Annotated in this window: 22 protein-coding genes and 2 pseudogenes; 9 read left to right on the plus strand and 15 right to left on the minus strand. The window is 62.8% G+C overall.

Annotated features, from left to right (window positions below):
- The first annotated feature begins 33 nt into the window (after window positions 1-33).
- Window positions 34-984 carry a hypothetical protein gene (locus ACLQ8T_RS15145; protein ID WP_413455153.1) on the plus strand — a complete coding sequence of 317 codons (951 nt, stop codon included), beginning with the start codon at window positions 34-36 and terminating at the stop codon, window positions 982-984.
- Window positions 985-1,129: 145 nt separating this feature from the next.
- Here the strand turns inward: ACLQ8T_RS15145 and ACLQ8T_RS15150 are convergent, their stop codons facing one another.
- From ACLQ8T_RS15150 to ACLQ8T_RS15175, 6 genes and pseudogenes are all read right to left on the minus strand, one after another.
- Window positions 1,130-1,576, minus strand: coding sequence for an SRPBCC family protein (locus tag ACLQ8T_RS15150; protein ID WP_345471361.1), 447 nt, complete (start codon window positions 1,574-1,576; stop codon window positions 1,130-1,132).
- 380 nt (window positions 1,577-1,956) lie between these two features.
- Window positions 1,957-2,427: a GNAT family N-acetyltransferase gene (locus ACLQ8T_RS15155; RefSeq protein WP_345471363.1), complete on the minus strand. Its 471-nt coding sequence runs from the start codon at window positions 2,425-2,427 to the stop codon at window positions 1,957-1,959.
- 196 nt (window positions 2,428-2,623) lie between these two features.
- Window positions 2,624-3,862, minus strand: a pseudogene (locus ACLQ8T_RS15160) (MFS transporter).
- A gap of 177 nt (window positions 3,863-4,039) precedes the next feature.
- Window positions 4,040-4,663, minus strand: coding sequence for a glutamate-cysteine ligase family protein (locus ACLQ8T_RS15165; protein ID WP_413456421.1), 624 nt, complete (start codon window positions 4,661-4,663; stop codon window positions 4,040-4,042).
- A complete protein-coding gene (locus ACLQ8T_RS15170) occupies window positions 4,545-4,988 on the minus strand; it encodes a glutamate-cysteine ligase family protein (RefSeq protein ID WP_413456422.1) in 444 nt (147 codons plus the stop codon). The genes ACLQ8T_RS15165 and ACLQ8T_RS15170 overlap by 119 nt, the downstream gene beginning before the upstream one ends.
- On the minus strand, window positions 4,989-5,123 hold the full coding sequence (locus ACLQ8T_RS15175; RefSeq protein WP_413455154.1) for a hypothetical protein: 135 nt from the start codon (window positions 5,121-5,123) through the stop codon (window positions 4,989-4,991).
- 419 nt (window positions 5,124-5,542) lie between these two features.
- Here ACLQ8T_RS15175 and ACLQ8T_RS15180 point away from each other — a divergent pair, with 419 nt between their 5' ends.
- Both ACLQ8T_RS15180 and ACLQ8T_RS15185 read left to right on the plus strand, forming a co-directional pair.
- Complete coding sequence (locus tag ACLQ8T_RS15180; protein WP_413455155.1) at window positions 5,543-6,337, plus strand: YsnF/AvaK domain-containing protein; 795 nt, start codon at window positions 5,543-5,545, stop codon at window positions 6,335-6,337.
- 222 nt (window positions 6,338-6,559) lie between these two features.
- A pseudogene (locus ACLQ8T_RS15185) lies at window positions 6,560-7,025 on the plus strand (DUF4383 domain-containing protein).
- Window positions 7,026-7,381: 356 nt separating this feature from the next.
- Here ACLQ8T_RS15185 and ACLQ8T_RS15190 read toward each other — a convergent pair.
- Window positions 7,382-7,936, minus strand: coding sequence for a type 1 glutamine amidotransferase domain-containing protein (locus ACLQ8T_RS15190; protein ID WP_141356144.1), 555 nt, complete (start codon window positions 7,934-7,936; stop codon window positions 7,382-7,384).
- A gap of 186 nt (window positions 7,937-8,122) precedes the next feature.
- Window positions 8,123-8,257 (minus strand): hypothetical protein, encoded by a 135-nt coding sequence (locus ACLQ8T_RS15195; protein ID WP_256370181.1) that lies wholly within the window; start codon window positions 8,255-8,257, stop codon window positions 8,123-8,125.
- A 32-nt stretch (window positions 8,258-8,289) separates the two neighbouring features.
- On the opposite strand from ACLQ8T_RS15195, the gene ACLQ8T_RS15200 reads away from it, so the two are divergent.
- The 3 genes from ACLQ8T_RS15200 to nhaA all read left to right on the plus strand — a co-directional run bounded on the left by ACLQ8T_RS15200 (window position 8,290) and on the right by nhaA (window position 10,516).
- On the plus strand, window positions 8,290-8,919 hold the full coding sequence (locus ACLQ8T_RS15200) for a GntR family transcriptional regulator (protein WP_413455156.1): 630 nt from the start codon (window positions 8,290-8,292) through the stop codon (window positions 8,917-8,919).
- Between the two features lie 68 nt (window positions 8,920-8,987).
- On the plus strand, window positions 8,988-9,149 hold the full coding sequence (locus ACLQ8T_RS15205; RefSeq protein ID WP_204719387.1) for a hypothetical protein: 162 nt from the start codon (window positions 8,988-8,990) through the stop codon (window positions 9,147-9,149).
- An 89-nt stretch (window positions 9,150-9,238) separates the two neighbouring features.
- Window positions 9,239-10,516, plus strand: coding sequence for a Na+/H+ antiporter NhaA (nhaA, locus tag ACLQ8T_RS15210; protein ID WP_413455157.1), 1,278 nt, complete (start codon window positions 9,239-9,241; stop codon window positions 10,514-10,516).
- 57 nt (window positions 10,517-10,573) lie between these two features.
- On the opposite strand, the gene pstS is transcribed toward nhaA, so the two are convergent.
- Window positions 10,574-11,713, minus strand: a complete 1,140-nt coding sequence (gene pstS, locus ACLQ8T_RS15215; RefSeq protein WP_338085722.1) for a phosphate ABC transporter substrate-binding protein PstS — start codon at window positions 11,711-11,713, stop codon at window positions 10,574-10,576.
- Window positions 11,714-11,892: 179 nt separating this feature from the next.
- On the opposite strand from pstS, the gene ACLQ8T_RS15220 reads away from it, so the two are divergent.
- Both ACLQ8T_RS15220 and ACLQ8T_RS15225 read left to right on the plus strand, forming a co-directional pair.
- Window positions 11,893-12,252 (plus strand): ATP-binding cassette domain-containing protein, encoded by a 360-nt coding sequence (locus tag ACLQ8T_RS15220; RefSeq protein WP_413455158.1) that lies wholly within the window; start codon window positions 11,893-11,895, stop codon window positions 12,250-12,252.
- A 149-nt stretch (window positions 12,253-12,401) separates the two neighbouring features.
- Complete coding sequence (locus tag ACLQ8T_RS15225; RefSeq protein ID WP_413455159.1) at window positions 12,402-12,785, plus strand: ABC transporter permease subunit; 384 nt, start codon at window positions 12,402-12,404, stop codon at window positions 12,783-12,785.
- Between the two features lie 9 nt (window positions 12,786-12,794).
- On the opposite strand, the gene ACLQ8T_RS15230 is transcribed toward ACLQ8T_RS15225, so the two are convergent.
- From ACLQ8T_RS15230 to arsB, 3 genes are read right to left on the minus strand one after another with little or no spacing between them, the layout of a single operon-like run.
- Window positions 12,795-14,231, minus strand: a complete 1,437-nt coding sequence (locus tag ACLQ8T_RS15230) for an FAD-dependent oxidoreductase (RefSeq protein ID WP_413455160.1) — start codon at window positions 14,229-14,231, stop codon at window positions 12,795-12,797.
- Between the two features lie 42 nt (window positions 14,232-14,273).
- Window positions 14,274-14,687: an arsenate reductase ArsC gene (locus tag ACLQ8T_RS15235; protein ID WP_066142401.1), complete on the minus strand. Its 414-nt coding sequence runs from the start codon at window positions 14,685-14,687 to the stop codon at window positions 14,274-14,276.
- Window positions 14,688-14,698: 11 nt separating this feature from the next.
- On the minus strand, window positions 14,699-15,787 hold the full coding sequence (gene arsB, locus ACLQ8T_RS15240) for an ACR3 family arsenite efflux transporter (protein ID WP_413455161.1): 1,089 nt from the start codon (window positions 15,785-15,787) through the stop codon (window positions 14,699-14,701).
- A 123-nt stretch (window positions 15,788-15,910) separates the two neighbouring features.
- Between arsB and ACLQ8T_RS15245 the strand changes: the two genes are divergently transcribed.
- Window positions 15,911-16,285 carry an ArsR/SmtB family transcription factor gene (locus ACLQ8T_RS15245; RefSeq protein ID WP_254589340.1) on the plus strand — a complete coding sequence of 125 codons (375 nt, stop codon included), beginning with the start codon at window positions 15,911-15,913 and terminating at the stop codon, window positions 16,283-16,285.
- A 45-nt stretch (window positions 16,286-16,330) separates the two neighbouring features.
- Here the strand turns inward: ACLQ8T_RS15245 and ACLQ8T_RS15250 are convergent, their stop codons facing one another.
- Genes ACLQ8T_RS15250 through ACLQ8T_RS15260 form a run of 3 tightly spaced genes read right to left on the minus strand, consistent with a single transcriptional unit; the run spans window position 16,331 to window position 17,589 of the window.
- On the minus strand, window positions 16,331-16,546 hold the full coding sequence (locus tag ACLQ8T_RS15250) for a CDGSH iron-sulfur domain-containing protein (protein WP_204719398.1): 216 nt from the start codon (window positions 16,544-16,546) through the stop codon (window positions 16,331-16,333).
- Window positions 16,543-17,148, minus strand: coding sequence for an iron-containing redox enzyme family protein (locus ACLQ8T_RS15255; protein WP_413456423.1), 606 nt, complete (start codon window positions 17,146-17,148; stop codon window positions 16,543-16,545). The genes ACLQ8T_RS15250 and ACLQ8T_RS15255 overlap by 4 nt, the downstream gene beginning before the upstream one ends.
- Entirely contained in the window at window positions 17,149-17,589 is a 441-nt protein-coding gene (locus tag ACLQ8T_RS15260; protein ID WP_413455162.1) for a hypothetical protein, read from the minus strand.
- Window positions 17,590-17,741 lie beyond the last annotated feature (152 nt).

Raw genomic sequence — 17,741 nt, forward strand, 5'->3', positions numbered from 1 at the left:
AGCTGAGCGGGAAACTTGCGATAAATTGTCATCGTGCCATTAACAATTCGAGAGCTATTTGCCGTTGCAGATCTACACTCCTCTGGCGTAACAAAATGGGGTGAACTCGAACTTCCAAACGTTCCGGGCGTTTACTGCGTCAGCCTGGCCGCTAACCCGGATTCTCGATTCGTGGACCACGATCGTTATTCACCTTCACCCTCAGCCTTCGCCAAACTACTGTCGGCTTGCCCCAAGGCCTGCGTCGACGGAGTTCTAGCGACGCCGAGCACCTTGGCCGATCGGATTGGACGCTTCTGGATCCCCAACGAACCACTCCTCTACATCGGCATGGCAAGCACTTCAATTCGAAGTCGAGTTGAACAGTACTACTCGACTGAGTTAGGCGCGCGAGCGCCACATGCCGGTGGTTGGTGGCTGAAGACTCTCGAAAGTCTCGATCAGTTGTACGTTCATTTCGCATCGTGCGACGATGTCTCTAGCCGTGAACAAACCATGCTGGCTGCATTTGCCGCCAGTGTGGAACCCGAACGTCGCCGGCAGTTGTTTGACGTTGATAGGGTGGCTCCATTTGCCAATGTTGACATAGGCAACGGCCAGCGTAAGCGCCACGGTTTATTGAACTGCAAAGTATCGGCGCATTCAACACCAAGCGATACTTCCATGGAACCCGATGATGCTTCGCCTGCCGAGTTATGGGTTCACTCACAACCAGTTACGGACAAGGACCGTACGCGGAGCTTCCTTCGCATCCCTGCCGAATCTAAACATGCTTTTCCCAGTGTGGCGGCCCAGCTCCAGGTTGTTCTCGACGACGTGCAGGTCGATGTCCGGTGGCGTCCCAATGGAACTCGTTCCGGGACTTTATACGTAGGCGTGGAGTACATGCGGGGACTGCGGGAGCATCATGAACGGCTTCCGATCAATGTAAACCACGGAATCTACACCATATTGAGTAAGTCTCTGGATAATGGCCCTCATTGATAGAATATTTGCTTACGCCATTTTCACGGATATCGGACAAACCCCGTTGTCACACGACGGACTTTTCGATCACCCCTCAGTCACCGTTGAAGCCGCAATTAGTCCGGCCATCACCTATCAACGAGCTACTCAGGGCAAAGGGGGCCTACTCGGTGGTCTCGGGGAACTGCGCTGCCAGCCGTTCCAAGGTGCGTTCCATATTGGGCCCGGTGCTCCGGGTAAAGCCCATCAGCCGCAGCAGCCACTTGTGCCGCAACCGGCTCGCGTCCCAGGTTTCGCTGACCATGGTCCCGGACCCGACAGCTTCCAGCTCGTAGCGCCACCGATGCCCGCTGAAGTGCCGCCAGGCGATCTGCCGGTCCTGCTCGAATTCCACCACGGTATTACTGATCCGGTACGGGACCCCTAAGCGCATCTGCATGCCGAACTCGCTGCCCAGGGTGAGCTTGCTTTCCTGGGTGTTCGAGGCCCGCACCGTTCCGGATCCGTCAATGACCGGGTGCATGGCCGGATCCCTGAGCAGTTCGAAGATCTCTGAAGGCGAGGCGGCCACGAAGCGGCGGCGGGTTTGCAGATACGGGGATGGATTCATTAGCCCATCCTACTCCGCATATGATCCTGAGCCCGGCAGCCGGGCCTAGCCCCAACGATTCAGTCGTGCCATTTGGGTTTGACCTGTACCACCAGAAAAGTCACAGGTGCTTCGGCCCTGCCTCCCCGCCCGAATCGCCGACGCCCGCCCGGTCATGCGGAGACAACTCTGCTCCGGTGCGGCCTGCTCAAACATCCAATCAGCCCGCCATGGCCAAGAGCTATCTGCCAGTGGCGGGCTCTTGGCGGGTCTGAAAGCAAGCTTGCTGCAGCCAGTCCTTGGCGGCACTCCAGCCTTGCCCGGAATCGACCGAATCTGGTGTCCTACATTGCCATTGTCCCAACGGGCACAAGAAGTCCTGGCAGCGCCCTGCCCAAGAGTTAGTCCAGTTTGAGGATCCGGGTCATGTAGATGCTGTTGGGGTCCTCCTGATAGGAACCGAAGGGCTGGCATTGCTTGAAGCCGTGCTTTCGGTACAGCGAGCGCGCGGGTGCGAAGAACTCCATCGCTCCCGTTTCAAGGGATATGCGCGATAGCTTGCGCTGCGCGGCATCCTCCAGAGCATGGAGCAGCAACCGGGAAGCGAAGCCTTGCCCGCGGAAGTCCGGGTCCGTCCGCATGCTCTTGAGCTCCTCGTGGCCCGGCTCCAATACCGCCAACGCACAAGTGCCCACTATGCGATGGTCCTTCTGCGCTGCCCAGAGCCGGACGGTTGGCTGGCGAAGCGCAGCCAAGTCCAAGGCATGCTGGGACTCCAGCGGCGACTGCGGCGCCATGTCAGCAAGGTGAGCTTCAAGGAAAGCTCTCAGGGAGGGGTCCTCGAAGTCTGCGGGTTCAATGGACAACGTCATGAGCGACAAGTTATCAGCAGTTTGTATCAGAGATGTTACGGGCAGCTAGTTGCCCTATCGCCATCAGACCTCATAAATGCTCGGGCCCGGCTTCTTCTGTGTGGCCTCCCGATTCTCCGGTGATGTCCTCCTGCGGATACAAATCAGCTCCGGTGCGGTCCTTCAAGGTCAGAGTTGCGATCACCGAAGCGCCCACCTAGATGAACAGGTAGGTCGAGACCGCCACGGTGGTATTGAACTGGCCCACCAGCGCCGCGGCAATGGTCGGGGCGAACGCGCCACCGATCACCGAGCCCAGGGCGTAGCTGATCGAGGAACCGCTCAGGCGGATGCGGGCCGGGAACAGCTCGGCATACAGCGCCGGCAACGGGACGTAGGAGAAGCCCATGAAAGCGCCGAAGACTACCAGGGACACGGTGACCCAGGCCAGGTTCCGGGTTTCGATGAGCAGGAACAACGGGAAGAGCCAGGCCAGCAACAGCACCCAGCCGATGATGAACATCTTCTTGCGGCCAATGCGGTCCGAGACCACTCCGCCGATCCAGGTGGAGATCAGCCAGACCAGCGAGCCGATGGTGATGATGTTCAGCATGTCGCCAGCCTGCAGTTCCAGCTTGTTCGTTGCATAGCCCAGGATGAAGCCGCCGGTGAGCATGTACCCGACAGTGTTGTTGCCCATGAAAACCAGCGTCGTCTGGATGACCTTCTTGGGGTGCTTGCTGAACAGCGTGGACAGCGGGGCCGACTCGGTCTGATTGGTCCGGGCCATTTCCTCGAAGACCGGGGATTCCTCGACCCTGCGCCGGATGTAGTAGCCCACCAGGATCAGCACGAAGCTGAGCAGGAACGGAATACGCCAACCCCACGCGCTGAACTGCTCAGGCGATGTCATTGCGGCAATGATCGCGCTGACGGCCGAGGCGAGCAGCATGCCGGCGGGAACACCGAGCTGCGGGAAGGCGCCGAACTTGCCGCGGGCATGATCCGGCGCGTGCTCCACTGCCATCAGGGCCGCACCGCCCTACTCCCCGCCGGCGGAGAAGCCTTGGACGATACGCAGGATAATCAAGAGAATCGGAGCCCAGATGCCGATGCTCGCATAGGTCGGCAGCAGGCCGACCAGCGTGGTGCCGACACCCATCAAGACCAGGGTGATGATCAGCACCGCTCGGCGGCCGTACTTGTCGCCCACCCGGCCCATCACGATCGCGCCCAACGGGCGGAAGAGGAAGCTGTTGCCGACGGTGGCGAAAGCGATGATGGATCCCAGCGACGCTTCGGCGGGAGTGAAGAATTGCGGGGCCAGGACCAGGGCCGCCGCATTGGCGTAGACGAAGTAGTCGTACCACTCCACGGTGGTGCCCACCATGGTCGCTCCCGCGACGCGTTTCTGCTCCTTGGTCATGCTCCCGGGTACTGCAGCTGGAGTGCTCATGATTCCCCCTCGATGTTGCGAGTATGCAGGAATCACTTTCCTCCGTCCGAGCACCCCCGTGCTGGCCGTTCATGCAGGATCGACTCCCTGCCTTGATAGTAGGCCTCTGCCGAACCCGCGGTATTTCTCCATGCGCGCCGCTCCCCTGGTTGTTCGCGTTGCTCCTGCAAGAACCTGTCAGGCTTGCGCGAACAGCTTGGCAGCATCAGCGGCTACCTGCTTCGCTCCGCCCTGGTTCCAGCTCTCACGTTGGCGCGTGGCACCATTGCCGAAAGTGGCGAGCGAGTCCAGGTAATTGGCTACGACCTGTTCATCGCCATTGCGATGCAATGCCCGGCCCGTATAGTCGAGCACCCGCTGGATCACGGCCTTGACAGGCACGGAGGTCCTGGATTCGCTATCGAAATATGTGCCTTCTACTCCAGATTTCGCTGCTTGCCACAGGCCCAGGTCAAGCACTTCGGATGCTGCCGTGACGGCAGAGCCGTCAGTTTCCGAGGCGGTATCCACAATGGCCCGGATGAGCAGGGCCAGGGCCACGGATTCGCCGGCTGTCATCTGTGTGTCCGCAGCGCGGACTTCAATGGTCGGATGGTTCACCGACAAGCGGGCGACCCAGCTAATGTGGCCCGGATCGAGCAGCGCTCTGGAAGCAATCATGTCCTCCACCCGCTGCTGGTATTCACGCACTGTCGCAAAAGCCGGCGGAATGCCTGTCGCAGACCACCTGCGGTAGTGCACCGTCCGCCATGACGCGAAACCCGTCAGTTCCCCGTTCCAGATGGGAGAGTTCGCGCCAATTCCCGCAATCAGCGGCAACCAGCCGCAAGGCATTCAGCGCCCGGACTCCGGCTGCGGCATCCGGGATATGCACATGGATGTGCAGCCCGTTGATGAAATGCTCGCGGGCGATCCCCGGGACGAACTCATGAATGGTCGCGTAGCGCTGGCCCGTGGTGAAGTCCGTAGCGCTCGGGAGCTGCAGCGCCGTTCCAGAAGCAAAGGGAAGCACCTGGTGTTCGCGGCATATCCGCTCAATGGCGGTCCGCCGCCGCACCAGCGCTTCCAGGGCTTCGTCCGCCGAGGCGCAGATCCCGGTGACGATTTCCAGCTGGCTGGCCAGCAGTTAACGGTGGACCGTGGTGCCCGGCAGTTCCAGGCCGAGCAGCTGGGCGCTGAGCGGATCGGCCATCGGCACCGGGGCGGCAGTTGCCGGATCCACGAGGAAGAATTCCTCCTCGATCCCAAAGGTCCTGTTCATGGATGCTGGTTCGCCTTCCCTGGGCAGCAGTACGAACTGAACATTAGACCGCAGCTAGCCGGGACGGCCGTTCCAGGCACGAAGCCCAACGATTTTCCAGCTTCGCCGCAGCGACGCACGCGGCTGTTCACAGGCACCCGTTCACCTTCTGGCCCTACGCCCGATGGCTGCCCCGGGCACCTGCTGCCTGCTTTTCACAGCTGCTACCGAGCTTGCGGCTATGCAAGTACAAGCCCTGGCGCGGGCGCTTGCGTAGTGTGCGACGATCGATTCACCGCGGCTCGGCAAAGCACCGCAAGACGCAGAGTTGCGGGCTGTCACGCCTAATTGGAGGCGCAGCTTCACCCGGCCGGCTACTGGCCAGCCGGATCGAGATTACTGGATTGATCCGAAGTCGAACGCAGCAGGAGGACAGAGCCATGATCAGCACAGAACAGCTTCAGGAACTCAGTGCAATTGGCGGCACCGTCATTGGCCCCGACGGCCAGAAGATCGGCAAATTCGGCCAGATTTTCCTTGATGACCGCAACGGGCAGCCGGAATGGGCGACTGTCCGCACCGGACTCTTCGGCCTCTCCGAGAGCTTCGTTCCGCTCAGCCAGGCGACCGTCGCAGGCGATACGCTCTCGGTGCCCTATGACAAGCAGACCGTCAAGGACGCCCCGAACATCGACCCCGAGGGCCAGCTCACGCCAGAGCAGGAGCAGGAGCTCTACCACTACTACAGCCTGTCCTATCATGAAGCGGACCAGGCCGCCGTGCAGCCGGGCGTCTCGGACACCGATGCCCGCGCCGAGTATTCGCGGGAAGACGTGCGCGGTCCGGGAGCCGGCGCTCCAAGGTCCTCTGCCGTCCGTTCCGAGGAGCAGCCGCAGGTGGGTACCGAAGGCGTGGAAACCGGCAAAGTGCGCCTGCGCAAGCACGTGGTCACCCGGGATGCGGCAACCACCGTGCCGTTAAGCCATGGGGAAGCGCGGCATGAGCGCGAGCCCATCACGGATTCCGCAGCCGCCGGCACAAGCGGCGAACTGGCTGGGGACGAGCAGAAGGTGGCCTTGGACGAGGAACGCCCCGCTGCAAAGAAGGCTGTTGATCCGGTCGAGCGAGTCAGCCTGGAAGAGGAAGCAATCACCGAGGAAGAGCGCCGCGAAGCGCAATTGCGCATGGAACAGGCGCAAGCCGAGGGCTGGGAAGGCGGCCGGCAGACCCGCTAGCGCCGGAGCCGAACCTGCACGCAGCGGTGATCGGGGCGGAATCAGGCTTGCGCCGGATTCCGCCCCGATCCGCGCACCGCCATTGCTGGACGTTCCCTAGGTACTTGAAGACTCCCCTGCCATCCAACTGGCAATTCTCTAGCGTGGAGAGCATGACGGCGGCCAGCATGCCGGTCCAGCGTTTCCTTCCGATCGCAACAGCCAGAGTGAAGGAGCAAGATCATGGAACATCCAAAAGATCCTGTCGTAGAAGAACGTCCGCTGGTGCAAAAGGCCGCGCTGGCGGTCGGCATCGTGTTCTTCCTGGTCGGCGTCCTCGGATTCATTCCGGGAATCACCACCAACTACGCATCGCTCTCAGGTGCCGGCCACGACTCCGAGGCCAAGTTGCGGGGAATCTTCCAGGTCTCGTACCTGCACAATGCCGTGCATCTGCTCTTCGGGGTCGCCGGCTACCTGATGGCTCGGACCTGCTTGCTTCTCGCAGCTACCTCATCGGCAGCGGAATCATCTATCTGGTCTTGTGGGTCTAGAGCTGGTCATTGATTTCGACAGTGCAGCCAACCTCATTCCCCTGAATGATGCGGATAACTGGCTGCGTCTCGGGCTCGGTGCGCTCATGATTGCCTTGGGATTGTTCCTCTCCCGGAAGACGGCCGGACAGCCTCGGGACCCGTACGCGGCATGACAAGACGATGAATTGCCGAAGCGGGCACCCGGCATGCAGGGGTGCCCGCTTCGGCAATGCAGTTCATGGCAAAGCCCTCAGCGCCTTCGCTACACGCAACGGTTCGAAAAGCCGAGACCGCCAGACACCGGGAATCCCAGGAATCCAGGCGAGTTCGCTGTCGCAGGATTTCCAGCTGGGGCAGCGGAACTCACCCGCAGTTTGCGGGAGGATTTCAATACTCAGCTCTTCCTCGACGGCGGTTTCGTGCCCTTGGATCACCAAGGACTTGGATGCCGGGCTCTGGTCCCAGCACAGCCAAGCCGCCGTCCGGAAAGCTGGCTCGGACGGCGGCTGGACCGACTGGCCGCCAATTGCTAGGAGCTGAGCTCCTCGGCAATGGCACTGCTGAACGCGTCGAGGTCGTCCGGATTACGCGAGGTAATGAGCACGTAGCCGTTCGCCGGGCAGCGGAAAACCTGTTCGTCCTTCCAGGTGCCGCCGGCATTGACCACATCGGTCTTGATCGAGGTGTACGAGGTCAAGGTCTTGTCCTTGGCCAATCCGGTTTCCACCAGCAGCCATGGCCCATGGCAGATGGAAGCGATCGGCCGGCCTGAACCGGCAAAGGACTTGGCAATGCGCTGGGCGTCGGCGTCCAAGCGGAGGTTGTCGGCATTCAGCGTTCCGCCGGGGATCAGCAGCAGGTCGAAATCCTGCTCGTCCACTGCCGCCAGTGCTTCGCTGGCTTCGAAGACCTCCCCCAGATCCCAATCGCCAACCAGCGACTTGACCTGGCCGGCCTCCGGGGCCGCGATCACCACCTCAGCACCGGCTTGGCGCAAGTGCTCCACTGGCTTCTTCAGCTCATCCTGCTCGACTCCGCGGTTGGAAACTACCGCAAGGACTTTCTTGCCTGCTAGATCTGGCATATTCATGCTCCTTTCATCGACCACTGCCCACTGTGCTTTGCGCAACCAACGAAGGCAAGCCGCGCTCAGGAAGCATCCAGCTGCCGGCTGCGAATGGGGGACGTTGCCTGCTGCAAGGCTTGGTTGCATGCAGCAGGCCTTGCCACCGTGGAGTCGGCAAGGCCTGCTGTGCAGGTCATAGGATGCTCAGGCGTTGGCCGGCTGGCCCTGCTCCTCGGCCAGGGCTTTGGCCTCCTTCTTCTCGCAAATGTGCTTGATGCCGGTGAAGGCCAGGGCCAGCACGAGGATGGTGTAGAGGATGACCGTGATGGAGCTGTCCACCAGGATTCCAATATCGCCTTCCGACACGGTCAGTGCACGGCGCAGTTCATGCCCAGCTCAAGGACGACTTGCTGCAAGGCGCATTCCAGCCCGGAGACGCCCTGCGCGAGGTTGCTTTGGCCGAACGCTTTGGCGTGTCCCGCACCCCGGTGCGCGAAGCCCTGACCCGCCTGCTGCACGAAGGGTTGCTAGAGCGCCGCGCCCGTGGACTTTTCGTCAAGGAAATCGACCCCGAGCAGATCATGCAGGTCTATGACCTGCGCATCCTGCTCGAAGGCCCGGCCGCCCAGGAAGCCGCCTCGGTGCGCACCGAAGTGGACCTGATGCGCCTGCAGGCCCTGGTTGACCGCGACCGCGCACTTGCCGAGCCGGATGATGCCACCCGATTGGCCACCAACATCGAGTTCCACCGCGCGCTTTGGCGCGCAGCGCACAGTCCGGTGCTCGAGGATCTGCTGGAGCGCCTGGCCACCCACCAGATCCACGCCCCATCATCCACGCTGTCCGTCGGATCGCGCTGGACCGAATCGCTGGACGAGCACCAGCGAATCGTGGATCACGTCCGCGAACGCGACAGCGCAAAGGCCAGCGTACTCATCCAGAAGCATATGTCCACCGCCAAGGCGCTGCGCTTGAAGATGTTCGCCAGCCTGATGCACTAGCGCCAGACCCGAAGCAGCTGGGCCGTTCCGGGTTACGCCAGAGCATCGTCGATCTGTAGAATGGAAGCATGGCTTTGGTCCTTTCAACGCATGCGCAGCGGCTTCGCGCTGCCGTTTTCCCCAACGGGAAACTGCTGACCAAACTTGCCAGCGGCACCAACGGGTGGTTGAGTTCCTGGGGAACCAACGCCCACGGCGAGATCGCCGGCTGCCCGCCACCGCGCCACTAATTGCGCGGTCCCACCACCTGTTTCTTTCTTTCGTGGATTCCGCGCGCCGTCGTGCCCCTTTTTCCCGGATCCCAGAAAGACCCGTTACCTTGCCATACCCTTCAACTGGCGTATCCCGCCAAGCACCCCACGCCATCTGGCGCGGTGTCCACCAGACCCTCAAGCAGGATTCGATGGGCGGACTGCTGCTGCTCTGCGCCACCCTCGCCGCACTGATCCTGGCTAATTCCCCGGCAGCCCTCTGGTACGAGGGGCTGCGCGATTTCCGTTTCGGCCCCGAGGCCCTGCATCTGAACCTCTCGGTAGGATCTTGGGCCGCAGATGGCTTGCTCGCCATCTTCTTCTTTGTCGTCGGCCTGGAGCTCAAAGAAGAATTCGTTGTCGGCAAATTGCGCAATCCACGCACGGCGATCGTTCCCGTCGCGGCCGCCGTGGGAGGCGTGGCGCTGCCTGCACTGTTCTACGTCCTTGCCATCTCCGCTTCGGGCAGCTCCGCCATCAACGGCTGGGCGATTCCCGCGGCCACTGACATCGCCTTCGCAATTGCCGTTATCGCGGTCGTGGGCAAGTTCCTCCCACCGGCCCTGCGCACTTTCCTGCTCACCCTGGCGGTGGTCGATGACCTCCTGGCCATTTCCATCATCGCCATCTTCTACACCGAGAACCTGTCGTGGCTGCCGCTGCTCATCGCCCTGCTCCCGCTAGCCGCGTTTGCTTTCGCCGTGCAGCGCGGGGTCCGGGCCTGGTGGATCCTCATCCCGCTCGGAGTAGCCGTCTGGGCATTGGTGCACGCCTCGGGAATCCATGCCACGGTAGCCGGCGTACTGCTGGGCTTCATGGTTCCGGTAGTGGCTACCCAGCGAGCCCATGTCCGAATCGGAACCAACGAACAGGGCGACGAAATCCATGAGGGACTGGCCGCCCATTTCGCCGACCGATGGTCCATTCCCTCATCGATCTTCGCAATTCCCCTGTTCGCCTTCTTCGCGGCCGGGGTTCCACTCGGGGGCCTTTCCGGCTTGGGAGAATCGCTGCTGAGTCCGGTTGCGCTGGGCATCATCTTCGGACTTGTCCTGGGCAAGTCGATTGGAATCACCTGCTCCACTTTCCTGGTCACCAGGATTCCCGGAATCAAGCTGGATAGCAGCATCAAGTGGCCGGACGTTCTGGGCCTTTCCTTCGTGGCCGGCATCGGCTTCACCGTCTCCCTGCTGGTAGGCGAACTGGCCTTCGGCCAAGGCGGGGATGAAGCGCAGTATGTCAAGGTCGGGGTGCTGTGCGGCTCACTGCTGGCCGCATTCATTGGCGCGATGCTCCTCGGGGCGCGAAATCGCCTGTACCGAGCGGCAGCCGCCTCGCGCGCGTAGCAAGTCTTGCTGCATCCGCCACTCGGACGGATGCAGCAAGACGCGTCAACGGACCTGCTAGCGCGCAGTAATCGAATCGATGGCCTCGCGGGCTTCCTTTGCCAGCTGCTGTGGCATGGGCGCGCTCTTGGCCGAGTCAGCCGCCGTCTTCTGCCCCTGATCACTGACCACGTACTGCCCGAAAGCCTTGACCAGTTCCACGGTCTGCGGATCCTCATAACCACTGCAGAACAGCAGGTAGGAGACCAGCACCATCGGGTATGCGCCTTCGGCGGTGGTCTTCCGGTCAAGTTCCAGGGCGATATCGTGCTCCCCGCGTCCTTCCACACGCTCGGATTCGGCCACGGCCTTGGCCGCGGCTTCCCCGCTAACGGCGACGAATTCATCTCCGACCTTCAGCTTCACCTTGCCCAGCGACTGATCCACCAGCGAATCGTCGGCGTAGGTTATCGCTCCGACAGCGCGGGTCACGGTGGTGACCACACCGGCATTGCCCTGGGCTTTCTCCAGTCCGGTGGCATCCGGCCAGCCGCCATCGGGCTCATGAGTCCACACCTCGGGAACCACGCTATGCAGGTATTCGGTGAAATTCTCCGTGGTGCCCGAGTCATCGGCACGGGCCACCCCGGTTACCGGGATATCCGGCAGCTGAACCTCGGGATTCAGCTTGGCGATGGCCGGGTCCTGCCATGAACGGATCTCGCCGGAGAAGATCCGGGCGATCGTTTCGGCATCCATATTCAGTTCCTTGATGCCCGGCAGGTTGAAGGCGATGCTGATCGGGGAAATATACGCCGGAATATTGATCGCGCCCTGCGGCCCGCAGGTTTCGATAGAACGCTGAACTTCCTCGTCCTTCAGATACGCATCGGATCCGGCGAACTCGGTACCGCCGGCCAGCAGCCCTGCGCGTCCGGCGCCGGATCCCACCGAAGCGTATTGCACCTGGACCTTGGGGTGCAGGGTGGAGAATTCGGTGCTCCAGGCGTTCATGGCCGAGTTCTGCGCGGTGGATCCGCCTCCGGTCAGGGTGCCTTCCAGGTTGGAGGTATTGGCTTCGGCGGCCTTGCGCTGCTCCTCCCCCAACGGATAATCCGAACCGCAGCCCGAGAGCAGCAGGGCCAGGCCAAGGCTGGAAGCGGTGATTGCTCCTGCCCGGCGGGCAAGTGAATGAGGGGCAAAGCGGGTGGGGCGCACAACAGCTCCTGGATTATAGGGGTACGTTTCAACTAGTTCGTAAACTCCAGTCAAACATCTTTCCAACATTTTTGCGCTTCTCAAACCCGTCGGTGCTTATCCCAACGCATTCCCAGCCGCTTAGGCCGGGCCCATTGATTTGCCTCGCCGCAAAAGTTTAAGTGATAATGATTCTCATTATGACTTATGTGGATTCCCCATCGATCAGCCAGCCTGGCGCCCACCAGCCGCCTGCTCCGGTGTTCCTCCTGCGCAACGCACGCCTGGGACTGCGCACGGAGAACCGCGCTCTGCTGGAAATCGAAGTGTTCACGCTTCTTCCCGGCGAGCGCGTGGTCATCACCGGCCCCTCGGGTGCTGGCAAGTCGCTGCTGCTGTCCATGATCACCGGGCACTGGGCACCCGGATTGGAATTCTCCGGCACCCGCATTGCCGACTCGCGCCGCATTGGCTGCATTCCGCAACGCGGCCAAGATGCCCTGCACCCGCTGCTGCCGCTGGGGCGGCAGCCGGCGAGATCTCGCGCGGACCGGCGGTAATTGCCAACGCGACGCCGCCGATTCTTGCCGGGGTCGTCATCGCGGCCCTGGTGGGCCCATCGGTGGGCGGTGCCGCGCTGGCCGTGCTCTGCGTGAGCTAGCCGCCGCTGGCTACCCATGCGGCCTCGCTGCTTGATGAGGCGCGGGCCATGCCGCATATCCGCTGGCTTCCGCTCTCGGGGGTGCCGCGGAGCAGGATCTGGATCCAGCATTTGCTGCCAGCGGTGATTCCCGCATTGCTGCGGCATGGAATGCTGCGGCTGCCCGGGGTGGCTTTGGCCTTGGCCGCCCTGGGATTCCTCGGGCTCGGGGCGCAGCCGCCCACCCCTGAGTGGGGGCTGCTGCTGGCCGAAGGCATCGACTATGTCGAGCGGGCTCCGTTCACAGCCATCGCACCGGCCGCCGCACTGGTGCTGACTTCCGTGTGCGCTGTGGCACTCGCCGGGATTCCGGTGCCACGGCGTGCCGGTTCCCGCGGCCCTTCGAAGAAGCTGGAGGCGCAGTCCAGGAGCTCTCCGGTGCCGGTGAACTGAACGGCGGGCCTACCGTTCAGCTGCCAGTTCGCTGTTGCCGTGCAGCGTTCCGGTGGACAGCCCGAGGCTTACCGGCTGCGGCGAACTGCAGCAGCCGCTGAATTCGGCAGGCTCGGCCGGTTCCGTTCCGCAGGAGTTTTCGCTGGCCGGAGCGTCGCAGGAGCCGCCCAGGTCCGTTGAGCAAACACCTGTTTCCGGCAGCTCCAGCTCCACCCGGCCGGCCGCCTCCGCATCTCCGGAGAGGGCGGCGGCAATGGAGCGCACCTGCTCGTAGCCGGTAGCCATCAAGAACGTCGGGGCCCGCCCATAGCTCTTCATGCCAACGATGTAGAAGTTATTTTCCGGGTGCGCCAGTTCCTTGGCGCCGTGCGCGCTGACCGTTCCGCAGCTGTGGAACTCCGGATCGATCAAGGGACCGAGCTGGCGCGGAGCCTCGACGCATTCGTCCAGCTCCAGGCGCAGTTCGGAAAGCATCTGCAGATCGGGGCGGAAACCGGTGGCGGCGATAATGCGGTCAACGGCCAGCTTGCGGCCATCAGCCAGCACGACTGCCAGCTGCTCCCCTGCGTTCATCGACGCGACGGAGACATTCTCCAGCAGTTCCACGTGGCCGTTTTCCACCAGCCGGCGCAGCGAGGTGCCCAGCTGGCCCCGGGCCGGAAGCTGGTCTGCGGCTCCGCCGCCGTAGAGCCGGATCGGGTTGGCGTCCCCGCGCAGGCCCCAGCGGATGCGGGTGTCCGGATACTGCTTCTGCAACCGGCCCAGGGCGATGATGGTGTTCGCCGCCGAATGCCCAGCGCCCAGCACCAGCAGGTCCTTGCCTGCCAGCTGTTGCTCATCAGCGCCCAACGGATCGGGAAGCCCGCCGGTGATGAAGCCCTGTTCGCGTGCCTGGGCCTCGCCGATTGCCTCGATGCCGCCACGGCCTACCGGGCTTGGCTGGTTCCAGGTGCCGCTGGCGTCAACTACGGCGCGGCCGAGCAGATCCACCAGGCCGCCAGGGGTTTCGGTGCGCACCAAAAACGGTGCGTCGTCGCGGTTCGCGGTGCGGGCCTTGTCGGCGCCGCGGCCGTCGGCCAGCACGCGGCTGATCTTCACCACGCGGTGGCCGTAGCGGATGCGTGGCGCCAGTGCTGGGTGGGCTGCCAGCGGCTGCAGGTACTCGCTGACCAGTTCCGCACCGGTGGGCAGCTTGGTGATCCGCGGCGCTTCCCAATCCCCTGCGTATCCTTCGCTGGGGGTTTCCAGCAGCCGTCGGGAAGCGCCATCGATATTGAAGCGCCATGGGGAGAAGAGCTTGATATGGGACCACTGGGTAATCGCGGCGCCGGCACTGTCCCCGGCTTCCAGAACGAGCACGTCCTCCCCGCGCTCGCGCAGGTGTGCTGCGGTGGCCAGCCCGATGGGTCCGGCGCCAATGACGATCACTGGAAGGTTCTGGTTCATGGATTTCTCCTTGGCTGCTGGATTCCGGGTGGCGGGTGCCGCTTAGCTGGCTGGCAGCAGTTCGGCGATGAGCTGCTCTATCCGGGTGCGGATTTCATCGCGGATCGGGCGCACGCCGTCGATGCCCTGGCCTGCAGGGTCCTCCAGCTTCCAGTCCTCATAGCGCTTGCCCGGGAAGAATGGACATGCGTCCCCGCAGCCCATGGTGATCACCACATCGGAGTCCTGCACCGCTTCAGTGGTCAGCACCTTGGGAATTTCCGCCGACATGTCGATGCCGACTTCTTTCATGGCCTCGACCGCCGCCGGGTTAACCGAATCAGCGGGAGCCGAGCCGGCCGAGCGGACCTCGATCCGCCCTTCGGACAGGTGGGAGAGGAAGGCCGCGGCCATCTGGGAGCGTCCGGCGTTGTGCACGCAGACAAAGAGAACTGAAGGCTTCTCGGTTGCAGTCATGGTTATTTTCCTCAGGCAGAAGTTGTGACGGTGCTGGATGCGGGGAAGAATTTCCGGGCCCACAGGGCCACGTAGACCAAGGCGACCAGGATAGGCACCTCGATCAGCGGGCCGACCACCCCGGCCAGGGCTTGTCCGCTGGTGGCGCCGAAGGTCGCGATGGCCACCGCAATGGCCAGCTCGAAGTTGTTCCCGGCCGCAGTGAAGGCCAAGGTGGTGGTGCGCGGGTACCCCAGCTTCAGCCAGTGGCCAATGACCATGCCGGCGCCGAAGACCACCACGAAGTAGACCAGCAGCGGGATCGCCATGCGCAGCACATCCAGCGGCTTGGAAATGATGTTGTCCCCCTGCAGTGCGAAAAGCAGGACAATGGTGAACAGCAATCCATACAACGCCCACGGGCCGATCTTCGGCAAGAACTTTCCCTCGTACCAGTCGCGGCCCTTGGCCTTTTCGCCCAGCGTGCGGGTCAGGTAGCCGGCCACCAACGGGATGCCCAGGAAGACCAGCACCGAGGCAGTGATCGCGGCAATGGAGAATTGCGCGCTGGTGGTTTCCAGTCCCAGCCAGGAAGGCAGCACCTGCAGGTAGAACCAGCCCAGGGCACCGAAGGCGATGACCTGGAATACCGAGTTGATGGCCACCAGCACGGCGGCCGCTTCGCGGTCCCCGCAGGCCAGGTCATTCCAGATGAACACCATGGCGATGCAGCGGGCCAGCCCCACGATGATCAGCCCGGTGCGGTATTCCGGCAGGTCGGCCAGGAAGATCCAGGCCAGCACGAACATGAATGCCGGGGCGAGGATCCAGTTGATCACTAGCGAGGTGACCATCAGCTTCTTGTCGGCCAGCACGCGGCCGGTTTCGTTGTAGCGCACCTTGGCCAGCACCGGGTACATCATGACCAGCAGGCCGATGGCGATGGGCACCGACACCCCGGCCACGGTGAAGCGGTCCAGCAAGGCGCCAAGCTGCGGGAAGATGCGGCCCAGGCCCAGGCCGACGGCCATGGCGAGCAGGATCCACAAGGCCAGGTAGCGGTCCAGGAAGGAAAGCTTGGCCGCCACGGGGGCCGTGTCTAGCGCAGGGGCAGGTGCCACTGAATCATCACTCCAAGAATAGACATCGACGATTATCGATGTTTTGAGTATGATGAAACATATCGACGTTTGTCAATCTCTGCTGCCGGCCAAGACGCCAAGACAAGAAAAGAGCCGAGGTCCATGAGCACAGCCACCGCGAATCCTGCCGACGGCACCTGCACCGCGCCGGCTGCCGATGCCTGCTGCGTGCCATCCCCCGGGGAGGCAATCCTGAGCGCCGAGGAAGCCGAACTGCTGGCACTGCGATTCAAGGCGCTGAGCGACCCCAATCGTCTGCGCATCCTGTCCATTGTCTCCAGCAGCGAGGCGGCCGAGACCTGCGTCTGCGACCTGCCCGAGCCGCTGGGCCTCAAGCAGCCCACCGTCTCGCACCATTTGAAGATCCTGGTGGATGCCGGGATCCTGCACCGCGAGAAGCGCGGGGTCTGGGCCTACTTCTCCGTGGTCCCCGGCGCCTTGGAATCCCTTGGCGCCAGTTTGGCGCCTAAGCCCTAGGCGGGTTTGCCACGCGGCCCTTGCTTGCAGGCACGGGCGAGTGCCCTATTTCGGGCGCTCGAACTTAGTGAGCTTATGCGTGCCATCGCAAAAGGGCTTGATGGCGGAGCCCCCGCAGCGGCATAGCGCTACGGGCCCTTGCCGGGCTTCAATGGATTGCCCCTCGGCATCGACGATTTCAAAATCTCCCCTGAGCAGCAACGGTCCCTGCGGGCACACTGTAATGGTGGCCGCTTCCGAGGCACGGTTCCCGCCGCTCATGCGACTGCCCCAGCTCCGGCCTCGGCCCCGGCCCCGGCAAGCAGCGCCGAGCTGCCAGCTTCCCACGCGTCCAGATACTGTTCGCCGGCCAACGCATCAACGGTCGCCGCGGCTTGGGCTCCGAACAGTATGTCGGGGACCAGCTCCGGTTCGTCTTCGGCCAGTCCCCCAGCCAGGTCGCAGCCGGCGATCTGCTCATGGACCGCATCAGCTTCCACATGCTCATCGAAGTAATCGGTGACCGCAGATTCATAGCCCAGGCGCCGGAAGCCGCGGGCATAAGCCGCCTGGGGTATCGAGGAAGTCATCTCGTACAGCGCCAAGTGGCCAGTGATGGCTCCCCGATGGCGCCGGTGCATGCCGAAGAGCGAAATCATGTTGACAGCCGCCAGCGTCACCGCCAGAATGCGATTGATGTAGGCACCGAAGTCATCACGCAGGCCGACCCCTCTCATCGTCTGCCTGAACAGCTCGCTATGCATTCGAGGCAGATGCCCATTTCCGTATTCATCGGTCTGGATCTCCACCATTGCAGCTTTTGCACGTCCCTCGAGTTTCAGGATCGCCCAGGTATGAGGGCCAGCTTCCTTCAGCTGGTAGATCTACTTCAGAATCAAGAATTCGCGTGCCTGGGCGGCATTGGCCTTGCGCTGGATGAATTTCGAGACCGACGGCCCGGCATCACTTGCAGCGAGCGCAAACAGCGCTTGGGCCACCTCCGAGGAGCTGGGCTCCACCCTTGGAACCGGGCCCGCAGCCTCGCGAAGCGCTTGCTCGAAAACCTCCTCGATCTGGGTCCGCAGCGAAATCAGCCCAGGGTTCCATTCCCAGCGATCATCGACGCCTGCAAAACCCCGATAGTGCAGCTCATAGAGCATGAAAAGGCTCAACTGCAGGTCCCCGTCGTCAAGCACATCCGAAGCCGAAGCCAACCGCCCGGTTGCGACCGTTGCCAGGTAGGCTGCGTGTTCTCCCGAAGGGTTGCACAGCAACGCGTTGGCCAGCTCTCGGGACAGGTCTCCGCGGGGTACGGGCAAATGCATGACGCTCCTTCGGTGTCGCTGGTTGCACAGCCGGCAATAGCGGCTTGAGGATGACCGTGCCAGCATCCCCCGGAGATCACCACCATTAGGAGGAAAGGCCAAGGTAAGCCGCCAAGGCAGGCAATCAATTGGACTCTGCGACCTAGTCGGGT

It is taken from the genome of Glutamicibacter sp. FR1, assembly GCF_047300825.1.
In the GTDB taxonomy this organism is placed as follows: domain Bacteria; phylum Actinomycetota; class Actinomycetes; order Actinomycetales; family Micrococcaceae; genus Glutamicibacter; species Glutamicibacter nicotianae.